Below are 15,778 nucleotides of genomic sequence, written 5' to 3'. Positions count from 1 at the left end.
GAAGTTTACGTTCTGAGCAAGGAAGAAGGCGGCCGTCATACTCCGTTCTTCAAAGGCTACCGTCCACAGTTCTACTTCCGTACAACTGACGTGACTGGTAACTGCGAGCTGCCAGAAGGCGTTGAAATGGTAATGCCAGGTGACAACATTCAGATGACTGTTACCCTGATCAAGACCATTGCGATGGAAGACGGCCTGCGTTTCGCTATCCGTGAAGGCGGTCGTACCGTCGGCGCTGGCGTCGTAGCCAAAGTCATCGAGTAAACAGTTGTAATGTCTTTTTCGGGCCGGCATAATGGTCGGCCTGATTTTGTTTTAGGTCAGTAGCTCAATTGGCAGAGCGACGGTCTCCAAAACCGTAGGTTGGGGGTTCGATTCCCTCCTGACCTGCCAGATTCACTCAGTGTGTCTGGCTTTCTTTTCACAGGATCTTCATAGATGACTCCTAAAGCTGAAGCTCAAGGCTCTCGCTTCGATCTGCTCAAGTGGCTAGTGGTAGTCGCTTTGGTGGTTATTGGCGTTGTTGGCAATCAGTATTATTCTGCTTCGCCGATCCTGTACCGTGTACTTGCATTGCTCGCCATTGCTGCTGTTGCTGCCTTTGTAGGCCTGCAGACAGCCAAGGGCAAGTCTTTCTTTGTACTCGCTAAGGAAGCTCGCACCGAGATTCGTAAAGTCGTATGGCCGACTCGCCAAGAAACCACGCAGACCACGTTGATCGTTGTGGCTGTTGTTCTGGTAATGGCGTTGCTGTTGTGGGGGCTCGATTCCCTGCTCGGCTGGCTTGTTTCCTTGATTGTTGGCTAAGGGTGTCCCGTGGCTAAGCGTTGGTACGTTGTGCATGCTTACTCGGGTTACGAGAAGCATGTCATGCGCTCGCTGGTAGAGCGCGTAAAGCTGGCTGGCATGGAAGACGGCTTTGGCGAGATTCTGGTCCCCACTGAAGAAGTGGTTGAGATGCGTAATGGCCAGAAACGCAAAAGTGAACGCAAGTTCTTTCCGGGCTACGTGCTGGTACAGATGGATATGAACGAAGGGACTTGGCACTTGGTCAAGGATACCCCTCGGGTGATGGGTTTCATCGGCGGTACCGCCGACAAGCCTGCGCCGATCACTGATAAAGAGGCAGAAGCGATTCTGCGTCGCGTCGCTGATGGTAGCGACAAGCCGAAGCCGAAGACGTTGTTTGAACCAGGTGAGGTTGTACGCGTCACCGACGGTCCATTCGCTGATTTCAACGGCACGGTTGAAGAAGTTAACTACGAAAAGAGCCGGATCCAAGTGGCAGTGCTCATTTTCGGTCGCTCTACTCCGGTAGAGCTAGAGTTCAGTCAGGTCGAAAAGGTCTGATTGAGCAGGCATCCCAACCCCGCAGCCGAAGGCTGTGGGGTTTTGTCGTCACTGGGATAAACGCGCAAGTCACCGGGGAGCCTTTCGAGGCGTTAGAACCCGTAATTGGAGTGCCTCATGGCCAAGAAAATTACCGCTTACATCAAGCTGCAAGTGAAGGCCGCTCAGGCTAACCCAAGCCCACCTGTTGGTCCTGCACTGGGTCAGCACGGCGTGAACATCATGGAATTCTGCAAGGCCTTCAACGCCCGTACTCAGGGTCTTGAGCCAGGTCTGCCGACTCCAGTGATCATCACTGTCTACAGCGACCGTAGCTTCACCTTCGAAACAAAAAGCACCCCAGCTTCGGTTCTGCTGAAGAAGGCTGCAGGTTTGACCAGCGGTTCCGCTCGTCCAAACACCGTTAAGGTTGGCACCGTTACCCGTGCTCAGCTGGAAGAAATCGCGAAAACCAAAAACGCGGATCTGACTGCAGCTGATATGGATGCAGCCGTGCGTACTATCGCCGGTTCTGCTCGTAGCATGGGCCTTAACGTGGAGGGTGTGTAATGGCTAAGCTGACCAAGCGTCAAAAGGCTATCGCCGGCAAAATCGAAGCAGGCAAGGCCTACAACTTTGTAGACGCCGCCGCTCTGCTGTCCGAGCTGTCGACTGTCAAGTTCAGCGAGTCGTTCGACGTTGCTGTAAACCTGGGCGTTGACCCACGTAAATCCGACCAGGTCGTTCGTAGCGCTACCGTGCTGCCACACGGCACTGGCAAGACCGTTCGTGTAGCTGTCTTCACCCAGGGCCCAGCAGCCGAAGCTGCTCTGGCTGCTGGTGCTGATCGCGTCGGCATGGACGATCTGGCTGCCGAAATGAAAGGCGGCGACCTGAACTATGACGTAGTGATCGCATCTCCAGATGCCATGCGCGTTGTAGGCCAGTTGGGTCAGATCCTCGGTCCACGTGGTCTGATGCCTAACCCTAAAGTCGGCACCGTAACGCCAGACGTAGCCACCGCGGTTAAAAACGCCAAGGCTGGTCAGGTTCGTTATCGCACCGACAAAAACGGCATCATCCACACTTCCGTTGGCAAGATCGGCTTCGACGCCGTCAAGCTGAAGGAAAACGTTGAAGCCCTGATCGCTGATCTGAAGCGTATCAAGCCAGCTTCTTCGAAAGGTATCTACGTCAAGCGCGTTACCCTGAGCACCACTATGGGCCCAGGTCTGGTTATCGATCAGAGCTCGCTCGACGCGTAAGACTCAGGTTGGCGCAAGCGATTGCGCCAATCGAAAAATTGGGGTCCCTGCCTGGCGGGGGCTGTCCAAGACCGTAGGCGACGCAAGTCTTAAACCACAAGCCTACGCAGATGGTGCTCCCGGTTCCTTACCGAATCAGACACCAAAACGACATTCGGTTTCGACCGAATGAAACGGTAACAAGCAGGAGTTAAACCCGTGGCAATTAAACTCGAAGACAAGAAGGCCATCGTCGCTGAAGTCAACGAGGCTGCCAAAGCTGCTCTGTCCGCTGTCGTGGCTGATGCCCGTGGCGTAACAGTAGGCGCTATGACCGGACTCCGTAAAGAGGCTCGTGAAGCTGGCGTTTACGTACGTGTTGTACGTAACACCCTGCTCAAGCGCGCTGTTGCTGACACTGAGTACAGTGTCCTCAACGACGTGTTCACCGGCCCGACCTTGATCGCGTTCTCCACCCAACATCCTGGCGCTGCTGCCCGTTTGTTCAAGGAATTCGCCAAAGGTCAGGACAAGTTCGAGATTAAGGCAGCTGCGTTCGAGGGCAAGTTCCTCGCAGCTAACCAGATCGACGTACTGGCAACTCTGCCGACCCGTGACGAAGCAATTTCCCAGCTGATGAGCGTGATTCAAGGCGCAACCAGCAAATTGGCTCGTACTCTGGCGGCACTGCGCGACCAGAAAGAAGCTGCCGCAGCCTAAGGCTCGACACTCCTTTTCGCGTTTTTTGTTTATTTCGATGGTCGCGTAGGCCGTCCCCCAATCCAGGAATTTAGAGTCATGTCTATCTCTCAAAACGATATCCTCGAAGCCGTTGGCAACATGTCCGTAATGGAAGTTGTTGAGCTGATCAAAGCTTTCGAAGAAAAATTCGGTGTTACCGCTGCTGCTGCTTCCGCTGGTCCAGCTGCTGCTGTTGCCGTTGCTGAAGAGCAAACCGAATTCAACGTCATGCTGACCGAAGCTGGCGAGAAGAAAGTAAACGTGATCAAGGCAGTACGTGAACTGACCGGTCTGGGCCTGAAAGAAGCCAAGGCTGTCGTTGACGGCGCGCCTGCCATGGTTCTGGAAGCTGTTGCCAAAGACGCAGCTGACAAAGCCAAGGCCGCTCTGGAAGAAGCAGGCGCTAAAGTCGAGCTGAAGTAAGCATCGACTTTGCGTCTCCAGCCCGAGCGTTAAGCGACAGGCTGATGGCTGGTGGCTCTTGCCACCGGCCTTTTTCCGTTATTGGCAGCCGACTGGGTCGGTGCCGATAGCGAGCTGTAACCACCCGATGTGGTGGCGCAAACCATGGGGTTTGCACGATTTTCTGGCTGCTCCCGTCGGGAGGGGCCAAACAAGCAGGTGACCAAGCTGGGGAACGCTGATGGCTTACTCATATACTGAGAAAAAACGTATCCGCAAGGACTTTAGCAAGTTGCCGGACGTCATGGATGTGCCGTACCTCCTGGCCATCCAGCTGGATTCGTATCGTGAATTCTTGCAAGCGGGAGCGACTAAAGATCAGTTCCGCGACGTGGGCCTGCATGCGGCCTTCAAATCCGTTTTCCCGATCATCAGCTACTCCGGCAATGCTGCGCTGGAGTACGTCGGTTATCGCCTGGGCGAACCGGCATTTGATGTCAAAGAATGCGTATTGCGCGGTGTTACTTACGCCGTACCTTTGCGGGTAAAAGTGCGTCTGATCATTTTCGACAAAGAATCGTCGAACAAAGCGATCAAGGACATCAAAGAGCAAGAAGTCTACATGGGTGAAATCCCCCTGATGACTGAAAACGGTACCTTCGTAATCAACGGTACCGAGCGTGTAATCGTTTCCCAGCTGCACCGTTCTCCGGGCGTGTTCTTCGACCACGACCGTGGCAAGACGCACAGCTCCGGCAAACTGCTTTACTCCGCGCGCATCATTCCTTACCGCGGTTCGTGGCTGGACTTCGAGTTCGACCCGAAAGACTGCGTATTCGTGCGTATCGACCGTCGTCGCAAGCTGCCTGCATCGGTACTGCTGCGCGCGCTCGGCTATACCACCGAAGAAGTGCTGGACGCGTTCTACACCACCAACGTCTTCCACGTGCAAGGTGAAAACCTCAGCCTGGAATTGGTGCCTCAGCGCCTGCGCGGTGAAATCGCTGTCCTCGATATCCAGGATGACAAAGGCAAGGTTATTGTCGAGCAGGGTCGTCGTATCACCGCTCGCCACATCAACCAGCTGGAAAAAGCCGGGATCAAAGAGCTGCAGGTGCCGATCGACTACGTCCTGGGTCGCACCACGGCCAAGGTCATCGTGCATCCGGCCACCGGCGAAATCATTGCAGAGTGCAATACCGAACTGACCACCGAGATCCTGGCGAAAATCGCCAAGGCCCAGGTCGTTCGTATCGAAACTCTGTACACCAACGACATCGACTGCGGTCCGTTCATCTCCGACACGCTGAAGATCGACTCCACCGGCAACCAACTGGAAGCCCTGGTCGAGATCTATCGCATGATGCGTCCTGGCGAGCCGCCAACCAAGGATGCAGCCGAGACCCTGTTCAACAACCTGTTCTTCAGTCCTGAGCGCTATGACCTGTCTGCGGTCGGCCGGATGAAGTTCAACCGTCGTATCGGTCGTACCGAGATCGAAGGTTCGGGCGTGCTGAACAAGGACGACATCGTTGCGGTCCTCAAGACCCTGGTCGACATCCGTAACGGCAAAGGCATCGTCGATGACATCGACCACCTGGGTAACCGTCGTGTTCGCTGTGTAGGCGAGATGGCCGAGAACCAGTTCCGTGTTGGCCTGGTGCGCGTAGAGCGTGCGGTCAAGGAACGTCTGTCGATGGCTGAAAGCGAAGGCCTGATGCCGCAAGACCTGATCAACGCCAAGCCTGTGGCTGCGGCGGTGAAGGAGTTCTTCGGTTCGAGCCAGCTATCCCAGTTCATGGACCAGAACAACCCGCTGTCCGAGATCACCCACAAGCGTCGTGTCTCCGCACTCGGCCCGGGCGGTCTGACCCGTGAGCGTGCAGGCTTCGAAGTTCGTGACGTACACCCGACTCACTACGGTCGTGTCTGCCCGATTGAAACGCCGGAAGGTCCGAACATCGGTCTGATCAACTCCCTGGCGGCCTATGCGCGCACCAACCAGTACGGCTTCCTCGAGAGCCCGTACCGCGTTGTGAAAGACGCCCTGGTTACCGACGAGATCGTGTTCCTGTCTGCCATCGAAGAAGCCGATCACGTGATCGCCCAGGCTTCGGCCACGATGAACGACAAGAAGGTCCTGGTCGACGAGCTGGTAGCTGTTCGTCACCTGAACGAGTTCACCGTCAAGGCGCCGGAAGACGTCACCTTGATGGACGTCTCGCCGAAGCAGGTAGTGTCGGTTGCCGCGTCGCTGATCCCGTTCCTCGAGCACGACGACGCCAACCGTGCGTTGATGGGTTCGAACATGCAGCGTCAAGCTGTACCCACCCTGCGTGCCGACAAGCCGCTGGTCGGTACCGGCATGGAGCGTAACGTTGCCCGTGACTCCGGCGTTTGCGTCGTGGCTCGTCGTGGTGGCGTGATCGATTCCGTCGACGCCAGCCGTATCGTGGTTCGTGTTGCCGATGACGAAGTTGAAACTGGCGAAGCCGGTGTCGACATCTACAACCTGACCAAATACACCCGCTCCAACCAGAACACCTGCATCAACCAGCGTCCGCTGGTGAGCAAGGGTGATCGGGTTCAGCGCAGCGACATCATGGCCGATGGTCCGTCCACCGATATGGGTGAACTGGCGTTGGGTCAGAACATGCGCATCGCGTTCATGGCATGGAACGGCTTCAACTTCGAAGACTCCATCTGCCTGTCCGAGCGTGTGGTTCAGGAAGACCGCTTCACCACGATCCACATCCAGGAACTGACCTGTGTGGCCCGTGACACCAAGCTTGGCCCAGAGGAAATCACTGCGGACATCCCGAACGTGGGTGAAGCCGCACTGAACAAGCTGGACGAAGCCGGTATTGTTTATGTGGGTGCCGAAGTCGGCGCAGGCGACATCCTGGTGGGCAAGGTCACTCCGAAAGGCGAGACCCAGCTGACGCCGGAAGAAAAACTGCTGCGTGCCATCTTCGGTGAAAAAGCCAGCGACGTTAAAGACACCTCCCTGCGCGTGCCTACCGGCACCAAGGGTACCGTCATCGACGTACAAGTCTTCACCCGTGACGGCGTTGAGCGTGATGCTCGTGCACTGTCCATCGAGAAGACTCAACTCGACGAGATCCGCAAGGACCTGAACGAAGAGTTCCGTATCGTTGAAGGCGCAACTTTCGAGCGTCTGCGCTCCGCTTTGGTTGGCCATAAGGCCGAAGGCGGCGCAGGCCTGAAGAAAGGTCAGGAGATCACCGACGAAGTTCTCGACGGTCTTGAGCATGGCCAGTGGTTCAAACTGCGCATGGCTGAAGACGCTCTGAACGAGCAGCTCGAGAAGGCCCAGGCCTATATCGTTGACCGCCGCCGTCTGCTGGACGACAAGTTCGAAGACAAGAAGCGCAAGCTGCAGCAAGGCGATGACCTGGCTCCAGGCGTGCTGAAAATCGTCAAGGTTTACCTGGCAATCCGTCGTCGCATCCAGCCGGGCGACAAGATGGCCGGTCGTCACGGTAACAAGGGTGTGGTCTCCGTGATCATGCCGGTTGAAGATATGCCGCACGATGCCAATGGCACCCCGGTCGATGTGGTCCTCAACCCGTTGGGCGTACCTTCGCGTATGAACGTCGGTCAGATCCTTGAAACCCACCTGGGCCTCGCGGCCAAGGGCTTGGGCGAGAAGATCAACCGGATGATCGAAGAGCAGCGCAAGGTCGCGGACCTGCGTAAGTTCCTGCACGAGATCTACAACGAGATCGGCGGACGCAACGAAGAGCTGGACACCTTCTCCGACCAGGAAATCCTGGATCTGGCGAAGAACCTGCGCGGCGGCGTTCCAATGGCTACTCCGGTGTTCGACGGTGCCAAGGAAAGCGAAATCAAGGCCATGCTGAAACTGGCAGACCTGCCGGAAAGCGGCCAGATGCAGCTGTTCGACGGCCGTACCGGCAACAAGTTCGAGCGCCCGGTTACCGTTGGCTATATGTACATGCTGAAGCTGAACCACTTGGTAGACGACAAGATGCACGCTCGTTCTACCGGTTCTTACAGCCTGGTTACCCAGCAGCCGCTGGGTGGTAAGGCGCAGTTCGGTGGTCAGCGTTTCGGGGAGATGGAGGTCTGGGCACTGGAAGCGTACGGTGCTGCATACACTCTGCAAGAAATGCTCACAGTGAAGTCGGACGATGTGAACGGCCGGACCAAGATGTACAAAAACATCGTGGACGGCGATCACCGTATGGAGCCGGGCATGCCCGAGTCTTTCAACGTGTTGATCAAGGAAATTCGTTCCCTCGGCATCGATATCGATCTGGAAACCGAATAACACGTGACGCGAATCGAGAGCGGGGCTGTTTTGCCCGCTCTCTGCTCCGCCAGGAGGAAAGGCCTTGAAAGACCTACTGAATTTGCTGAAAAACCAGGGTCAAGTCGAAGAGTTCGACGCTATCCGTATTGGATTGGCCTCGCCTGAGATGATCCGTTCGTGGTCGTTCGGTGAAGTTAAAAAGCCGGAAACCATCAACTACCGTACGTTCAAACCCGAGCGTGACGGCCTGTTCTGCGCCAAGATCTTTGGCCCGGTAAAGGATTACGAGTGCCTGTGCGGTAAGTACAAGCGCTTGAAGCACCGTGGTGTGATCTGCGAGAAGTGCGGCGTTGAAGTCGCGCTGGCAAAAGTTCGTCGTGAGCGCATGGCGCACATCGAGCTGGCCTCGCCGGTTGCCCACATCTGGTTCCTGAAATCGCTGCCGTCCCGTATCGGCCTGCTGATGGACATGACCCTGCGTGATATCGAGCGCGTTCTCTACTTCGAGAGCTACGTCGTTATCGATCCAGGCATGACCACCCTTGAAAAAGGTCAGCTGCTCAACGACGAGCAGTACTTCGAAGCGCTGGAAGAGTTCGGCGACGACTTCGATGCCCGCATGGGTGCCGAAGCTGTCCGCGAACTGCTGCACGCGATCGACCTGGAACACGAGATTGGCCGCCTGCGCGAAGAGATTCCGCAAACCAACTCCGAAACCAAGATCAAGAAGCTGTCCAAGCGTCTGAAGTTGATGGAAGCCTTCCAGGGTTCCGGCAACCTGCCAGAGTGGATGGTGCTGACCGTTCTGCCGGTACTGCCGCCAGACCTGCGTCCACTGGTTCCCCTTGATGGCGGTCGCTTCGCGACTTCCGACCTCAACGATCTGTATCGTCGAGTAATCAACCGTAACAACCGCTTGAAGCGCCTGCTCGATCTGTCCGCTCCGGACATCATCGTGCGCAACGAAAAGCGTATGTTGCAGGAAGCGGTCGACGCATTGCTCGACAACGGTCGTCGTGGCCGCGCTATCACCGGTTCCAACAAGCGTCCTCTGAAATCCCTGGCTGACATGATCAAGGGTAAGCAGGGTCGTTTCCGTCAGAACTTGCTCGGTAAGCGTGTTGACTACTCCGGTCGTTCGGTTATTACCGTAGGCCCGACCCTGCGTCTGCACCAGTGCGGTCTGCCTAAGAAAATGGCCCTGGAGCTGTTCAAGCCGTTCATTTTCGGCAAGCTGGAAATGCGTGGTCTCGCTACCACCATTAAAGCGGCCAAGAAAATGGTCGAGCGCGAGCTGCCAGAAGTCTGGGACGTTCTCGCCGAAGTGATTCGCGAACACCCAGTGCTGCTCAACCGTGCACCGACCCTTCACCGTCTGGGTATCCAGGCGTTTGAACCAGTACTGATCGAAGGTAAGGCTATCCAGCTGCACCCGCTGGTCTGTGCTGCGTACAACGCCGACTTCGACGGCGATCAAATGGCCGTGCACGTGCCGCTGACACTGGAAGCCCAGTTGGAAGCGCGTGCGTTGATGATGTCGACCAACAACATCCTGTCGCCAGCCAACGGTGAGCCAATCATCGTTCCGTCGCAGGACGTTGTATTGGGTCTGTACTACATGACTCGTGAAGCGATCAACGCCAAGGGCGAAGGTCGTGTGTTCGCGGATCTGCAGGAAGTTGACCGTGTGTTCCGTGCCGGCGAAGCCGCACTGCACGCCAAGGTCAAGGTGCGGATCAACGAAACCGTGAACGACCGTGATGGCGGCAGCGTGACCAACACCCGTATTGTCGACACCACTGTCGGTCGTGCGCTGTTGTTCCAGGTTGTGCCAAAAGGCCTGTCCTTCGATGTCGTCAACTTGCCGATGAAGAAAAAGGCGATCTCCAAGCTGATCAACCAGTGCTACCGCGTGGTGGGTCTGAAAGAGACCGTGATCTTCGCTGACCAGTTGATGTACACCGGTTTTGCCTATTCGACCATTTCCGGCGTTTCCATCGGCGTTAACGACTTCGTTATCCCGGATGAAAAGGCTCGCATCATCGGTGCTGCCACCGAAGAAGTGAAAGAGATCGAAAGCCAGTACGCCTCCGGCCTGGTAACCCAGGGCGAGAAGTACAACAAGGTGATCGACCTCTGGTCCAAGGCGAACGACGAAGTATCCAAGGCGATGATGGCCAACCTCTCGAAAGAGAAAGTCATCGACCGTCATGGCAATGAAGTCGACCAGGAATCGTTCAACTCGATGTACATGATGGCCGACTCGGGCGCACGGGGTTCTGCTGCGCAGATCCGTCAGCTCGCCGGTATGCGTGGCCTGATGGCCAAGCCGGACGGTTCCATCATCGAGACGCCGATCACCGCGAACTTCCGTGAAGGCTTGAGCGTACTCCAGTACTTCATCTCCACTCACGGTGCTCGTAAGGGTCTTGCGGATACCGCGTTGAAAACCGCGAACTCCGGTTACCTGACTCGTCGTCTGGTAGACGTTGCCCAGGATCTGGTCGTGACCGAGATCGATTGCGGCACCGAACATGGCCTGGTCATGACGCCGCACATTGAAGGCGGTGACGTTGTAGAGCCGTTGGGTGAACGCGTACTGGGTCGTGTCATCGCCCGTGACGTATTCAAGCCAGGTACCGAGGACGTGATCGTTCCTGCCGGCACCCTGGTTGACGAGAAGTGGGTCGAGTTCATCGAACTCAACAGCATCGACGAAGTGATCGTACGTTCGCCGATCAGCTGCGAAACCCGCTATGGCATCTGCGCCAAGTGCTACGGTCGCGACCTGGCGCGTGGTCACCAGGTGAACATCGGTGAAGCGGTCGGCGTTATCGCTGCCCAGTCCATCGGTGAGCCGGGTACCCAGCTGACGATGCGTACGTTCCACATCGGTGGTGCGGCAAGCCGGACCTCCGCTGCCGACAGCGTCCAGGTGAAGAATGGCGGTACTGTCCGTCTGCACAACCTCAAGCACGTAGAGCGCGTGGACGGTCACCTGGTGGCTGTATCGCGTTCCGGCGAGCTGGCCATCGCTGACGACTTCGGTCGCGAGCGCGAGCGCTACAAGCTGCCGTACGGTGCTGTGATTTCGGTCAAGGAAGGTGACAAGGTCGACGCTGGCGCCATCGTGGCCAAGTGGGACCCGCACACCCACCCGATCGTGACCGAGATGAAAGGTACCGTGACCTACGTGGGCATGGAAGAAGGCATCACGATCAAGCGTCAGACCGACGAATTGACCGGTATGACCAACATTGAAGTACTCGACGCGAAAGATCGTCCAGCTGCCGGCAAGGACATCCGTCCGGCCGTGAAGATGGTCGACGATAACGGCAAGGATCTGTTGCTGCCAGGCACTGACGTAATCGCTCAGTACTTCCTGCCAGCCAACGCCCTGGTCGGTGTTGCGGACGGTGCGCGGATCGCGATCGGTGATGTTATCGCCCGTATCCCGCAGGAAACTTCGAAAACCCGCGACATCACCGGTGGTCTGCCGCGTGTTGCCGACTTGTTCGAAGCCCGTCGTCCGAAAGAAGCCTCGATTCTGGCTGAAGTCAGCGGCACCATCGCGTTCGGTAAAGAGACCAAGGGCAAGCGCCGCCTGGTCATTACACCGAACGACGGTAGCGATCCGTACGAAGAGCTGATTCCGAAGTGGCGTCACCTGAACGTCTTCGAAGGCGAACAGGTAAACCGCGGCGAAGTGATCTCGGACGGCCCGAGCGATCCACACGACATCCTGCGTCTGCTGGGTGTGAGTGCGCTGGCCAAGTACATCGTGAACGAGATCCAGGACGTTTACCGTCTGCAAGGCGTGAAGATCAACGACAAGCACATCGAGACCATCCTGCGTCAGATGCTGCGTAAGGTCGAGATCGCTGAATCTGGCGACTCGAGTTTCATCAAGGGCGACCAGATGGAACTGACTCACGTACTGGTGGAAAACGAGCGCCTGGCGACCGAAGACAAGTTTGTCTCCAAGTTCACTCGCGTGCTGCTGGGTATCACCAAGGCGTCGTTGTCCACCGAATCGTTCATCTCGGCGGCTTCCTTCCAGGAAACCACCCGTGTACTGACCGAAGCGGCGGTAACCGGCAAGCGCGATTACCTGCGCGGCCTGAAAGAAAACGTGGTCGTGGGTCGTCTGATCCCGGCCGGTACCGGTTTGGCCTATCACAGCGAGCGTAAGCGTCGCCGTGATGCCGACAAGCCGTTGCGCGTAAGCGCCAGTGAAGTGGAAGCTGCACTGACCGAAGCTCTGAACTCGAGTGGTAACTGAGTTCTGCGGTAATTGAGAGCCTGGCCCTGGTCGCCCCGTTCGGCGGATCGAGACAAATTGTCGAGATCCGGCGGGCGGGGAGGTCGGGGCCTTGCCTTGACTGGGGACAAGATCCTCTTTAGACTCTTGATCCCCTAAATTTGGCGGGAATTCGTTCCTGCCATTTTGCTTTTCTTGTAAGACAATAGCGTCGCAAGACAACAGTGGAGCTAGTAGATGGCAACTATCAACCAGCTGGTACGTCAGCCGCGTAAGCGTATCGTCGAGAAATCCGACGTGCCTGCGCTGCAGAACTGCCCGCAACGTCGTGGCGTATGCACCCGTGTGTATACCACCACGCCGAAAAAACCTAACTCGGCACTGCGTAAAGTATGCCGTGTGCGTCTGACCAACGGTTTCGAGGTTTCCTCGTACATCGGCGGTGAAGGCCACAACCTGCAAGAACACAGCGTGGTCCTGATCCGCGGCGGTCGTGTAAAAGACTTGCCAGGTGTTCGTTACCACACCGTTCGCGGCTCTTTGGATACTTCCGGCGTTAAAGGTCGTAACCAAGGTCGTTCGAAGTACGGTACCAAGCGTCCGAAATAATCGGCCGTTTAGCAGTTTTTAATTTTATTGAGTCGATAAGAGTAAGGTCGGGCACGCATCCGCTGTCCCGGGCTAACCTGAAGACCGTTTGAGGGCTTATCAATGCCAAGACGTCGCGTAGCAGCCAAACGTGAGATTCTGGACGATCCGAAATACGGAAGCCAGATCCTCGCCAAGTTCATGAACCACGTAATGGAAAGCGGCAAGAAAGCCGTTGCCGAGCGTATCGTTTATGGCGCACTGGACAAAGTTAAGGAACGCAAGAACAGCGATCCCCTGGAAATCTTCGAGAAAGCTCTCGACGCCATCGCTCCGCTGGTCGAAGTGAAGTCGCGCCGTGTAGGCGGTGCTACTTACCAGGTTCCGGTCGAAGTTCGTCCGTCCCGTCGTAACGCCCTGGCAATGCGCTGGCTGGTAGACTTCGCCCGCAAGCGCGGCGAGAAGTCCATGGCTCTGCGTTTGGCTGGTGAACTGTTGGACGCTGCTGAAGGTAAAGGTGCTGCAGTTAAGAAGCGTGAAGACGTGCACCGTATGGCTGAAGCCAACAAGGCTTTCTCGCACTACCGCTTCTAATTTTAGCGTCACTCAATTTGCGAGGGCTTTATGGCTCGTACTACACCGATTAACCGCTACCGTAACATCGGTATCGTTGCTCACGTGGATGCTGGTAAAACCACCACCACCGAGCGCGTCCTTTTTTACACCGGCAAGAGTCACAAAATGGGCGAGGTGCATGACGGCGCCGCGACCACAGACTGGATGGTGCAGGAGCAGGAGCGTGGTATTACCATTACTTCTGCTGCTATCACCGCCTTCTGGAAAGGTTCCGAGAAGCAGTACCCGCACGAGCATCGCTTCAACGTTATCGATACCCCGGGCCACGTAGACTTCACCATCGAAGTTGAACGTTCCCTGCGTGTACTCGACGGCGCTGTCGTTGTGTTCTGTGGTACTTCGGGTGTTGAGCCTCAGTCGGAAACCGTATGGCGTCAGGCCAACAAATACGGCGTTCCACGTCTTGTTTACGTCAACAAGATGGACCGTGCTGGTGCCAACTTCCTGCGCGTGATCGCTCAGATCAAGCAGCGCCTGGGTCACACTCCGGTGCCGATCCAGCTGGCTATCGGTTCCGAAGACAACTTCCAGGGTCAGATCGATCTGATCAACATGCAAGCTGTCTACTGGAACGATTCCGACAAGGGCATGGTCCCTGTTCGCAAGGAAATTCCTGCCGAACTGTTGGAAGAAGCCGAGCAATGGCGCAGCAACATGGTTGAGGCTGCGGCCGAAGCCAGCGAAGAGCTGATGAACAAGTACCTCGAAGGTGAAGAACTCACCAACGAGGAAATCAAGGCCGCTCTGCGTCAGCGTACTATCGCTGGTGAGATCGTTCTGGCTGTTTGCGGTTCTTCCTTCAAGAACAAGGGTGTTCCCCTGGTTCTCGACGCCGTTATCGACTTCCTGCCTGCTCCAACCGACATTCCTGCTATCAAGGGTACCAACCCGGATAACGAGGAAGAGGAAATGGAGCGTCACGCAAGTGACGAGGAGCCGTTCGCGGCTTTGGCGTTCAAGATCGCTACCGACCCATTCGTGGGTACCTTGACCTTTGTTCGAGTTTACTCGGGCGTGTTGGCCTCCGGCGACGGTGTGATCAACTCGGTAAAAGGCAAGAAAGAGCGTGTGGGTCGTATGGTGCAGATGCACGCAAACGCCCGTGAAGAAATCAAGGAAGTACGCGCTGGCGACATCGCGGCCTTGATCGGCATGAAGGACGTCACCACCGGTGAAACTTTGTGCAACGCTGACAAGCCAATCATCCTGGTTCGCATGGACTTCCCGGAGCCGGTTATTTCGGTTGCCGTTGAGCCTAAGACCAAGGACGACCAGGAAAAAATGGGTATCGCTCTGGGCAAGCTTGCTCAGGAAGACCCGTCTTTCCGCGTCAAGACTGATGAAGAGACTGGTCAAACGATCATCTCCGGCATGGGCGAGTTGCACCTGGACATCCTGGTTGACCGGATGCGCCGTGAGTTCAACGTCGAAGCCAACATCGGTAAGCCTCAGGTTTCCTATCGTGAGCGCATCACGAAGAGCTGTGAAATCGAAGGCAAGTTCGTTCGCCAGTCCGGCGGTCGTGGCCAGTTCGGTCACTGCTGGATCCGTTTTGCACCGGCTGACGAAGGTCAGGAAGGTCTGCAATTCCTGAACGAAGTCGTAGGTGGTGTGGTTCCTAAGGAATACATCCCGGCGATCCAGAAGGGTATCGAAGAGCAGATGAAGAACGGCGTTGTCGCCGGCTATCCGCTGATCGGCCTGAAGGCGACTGTGTTCGATGGTTCTTACCATGACGTCGACTCCAACGAGATGGCGTTTAAGGTGGCTGCCTCCATGGCAACCAAGCAGCTGGCCCAGAAGGGCGGCGGTGAGTTGCTTGAGCCGATCATGGCGGTGGAAGTCGTTACGCCTGAAGACTACATGGGTGATGTCATGGGCGACCTTAACCGTCGTCGTGGCATGATTCTGGGTATGGAAGATACGGTTTCCGGCAAAGTGATTCGTGCCGAGGTGCCGTTGGGTGAGATGTTCGGTTACGCAACCGACGTTCGTTCCATGTCTCAGGGTCGCGCAAGCTACTCTATGGAATTCAAAAAATACAATACAGCTCCGTCGCATATCGTCGAGACTGTTACCAAAAAGCAAGGCTGATTCAGCCCCTTTAAGCTAGGAGTTAATTGTCGTGGCTAAAGAAAAATTTGAACGGAACAAACCGCACGTCAACGTTGGCACCATCGGTCACGTTGACCACGGTAAAACCACGCTGACCGCTGCTCTGACCCGTGTCTGCTCCGAAGTTTTCGGTTCGGCCAAGGTTGACTTCGACAAGATCGACAG

12 protein-coding genes, 1 tRNA gene and 1 pseudogene are annotated in these 15,778 nt (G+C 56.4%); all 14 read left to right on the top strand.

Annotation, left to right across the window (positions count from 1 at the left end; genetic code table 11):
* Window positions 1-264: pseudogene (locus BLO80_RS28615) on the top strand (elongation factor Tu); the annotation flags it as partial.
* Window positions 265-317: 53 nt separating this feature from the next.
* Window positions 318-393 (top strand) — tRNA-Trp (locus tag BLO80_RS28610).
* A gap of 45 nt (window positions 394-438) precedes the next feature.
* Window positions 439-807 carry a preprotein translocase subunit SecE gene (secE, locus tag BLO80_RS28605; RefSeq protein ID WP_003206102.1) on the top strand — a complete coding sequence of 123 codons (369 nt, stop codon included), beginning with the start codon at window positions 439-441 and terminating at the stop codon, window positions 805-807.
* Between the two features lie 9 nt (window positions 808-816).
* Window positions 817-1,350 (top strand): transcription termination/antitermination protein NusG, encoded by a 534-nt coding sequence (gene nusG / locus BLO80_RS28600; protein WP_003186097.1) that lies wholly within the window; start codon window positions 817-819, stop codon window positions 1,348-1,350.
* 117 nt (window positions 1,351-1,467) lie between these two features.
* Window positions 1,468-1,899 (top strand): 50S ribosomal protein L11, encoded by a 432-nt coding sequence (gene rplK / locus BLO80_RS28595; protein WP_003176435.1) that lies wholly within the window; start codon window positions 1,468-1,470, stop codon window positions 1,897-1,899.
* Window positions 1,899-2,594, top strand: coding sequence for a 50S ribosomal protein L1 (gene rplA / locus BLO80_RS28590; RefSeq protein ID WP_092205577.1), 696 nt, complete (start codon window positions 1,899-1,901; stop codon window positions 2,592-2,594). The genes rplK and rplA overlap by 1 nt, the downstream gene beginning before the upstream one ends.
* Before the next feature lie 198 nt (window positions 2,595-2,792).
* Entirely contained in the window at window positions 2,793-3,293 is a 501-nt protein-coding gene (gene rplJ, locus BLO80_RS28585) for a 50S ribosomal protein L10 (RefSeq protein WP_003206099.1), read from the top strand.
* A 78-nt stretch (window positions 3,294-3,371) separates the two neighbouring features.
* A complete protein-coding gene (gene rplL / locus BLO80_RS28580; RefSeq protein ID WP_072412391.1) occupies window positions 3,372-3,737 on the top strand; it encodes a 50S ribosomal protein L7/L12 in 366 nt (121 codons plus the stop codon).
* A gap of 220 nt (window positions 3,738-3,957) precedes the next feature.
* On the top strand, window positions 3,958-8,031 hold the full coding sequence (gene rpoB / locus BLO80_RS28575; RefSeq protein WP_092205575.1) for a DNA-directed RNA polymerase subunit beta: 4,074 nt from the start codon (window positions 3,958-3,960) through the stop codon (window positions 8,029-8,031).
* A gap of 64 nt (window positions 8,032-8,095) precedes the next feature.
* The gene (gene rpoC / locus BLO80_RS28570) at window positions 8,096-12,295 is read left to right on the top strand and encodes a DNA-directed RNA polymerase subunit beta' (RefSeq protein ID WP_047230482.1); all 4,200 of its coding nucleotides are present in this window, start codon (window positions 8,096-8,098) and stop codon (window positions 12,293-12,295) included.
* 216 nt (window positions 12,296-12,511) lie between these two features.
* On the top strand, window positions 12,512-12,883 hold the full coding sequence (gene rpsL, locus BLO80_RS28565; RefSeq protein WP_003186084.1) for a 30S ribosomal protein S12: 372 nt from the start codon (window positions 12,512-12,514) through the stop codon (window positions 12,881-12,883).
* 102 nt (window positions 12,884-12,985) lie between these two features.
* The gene (rpsG, locus tag BLO80_RS28560; protein WP_003186074.1) at window positions 12,986-13,456 is read left to right on the top strand and encodes a 30S ribosomal protein S7; all 471 of its coding nucleotides are present in this window, start codon (window positions 12,986-12,988) and stop codon (window positions 13,454-13,456) included.
* A gap of 30 nt (window positions 13,457-13,486) precedes the next feature.
* On the top strand, window positions 13,487-15,592 hold the full coding sequence (gene fusA, locus BLO80_RS28555; RefSeq protein WP_092334281.1) for an elongation factor G: 2,106 nt from the start codon (window positions 13,487-13,489) through the stop codon (window positions 15,590-15,592).
* Between the two features lie 31 nt (window positions 15,593-15,623).
* A partial coding sequence (locus tag BLO80_RS28550; protein WP_237614161.1) for a GTP-binding protein occupies window positions 15,624-15,778 on the top strand: 155 nt, incomplete at its 3' end.

The organism is Pseudomonas sp. NFACC56-3, from assembly GCF_900100025.1.
Classification (GTDB): Bacteria; Pseudomonadota; Gammaproteobacteria; order Pseudomonadales; family Pseudomonadaceae; genus Aquipseudomonas; species Aquipseudomonas fluorescens_AA.
This window is presented reverse-complemented; position numbering and strand designations above follow the sequence as displayed.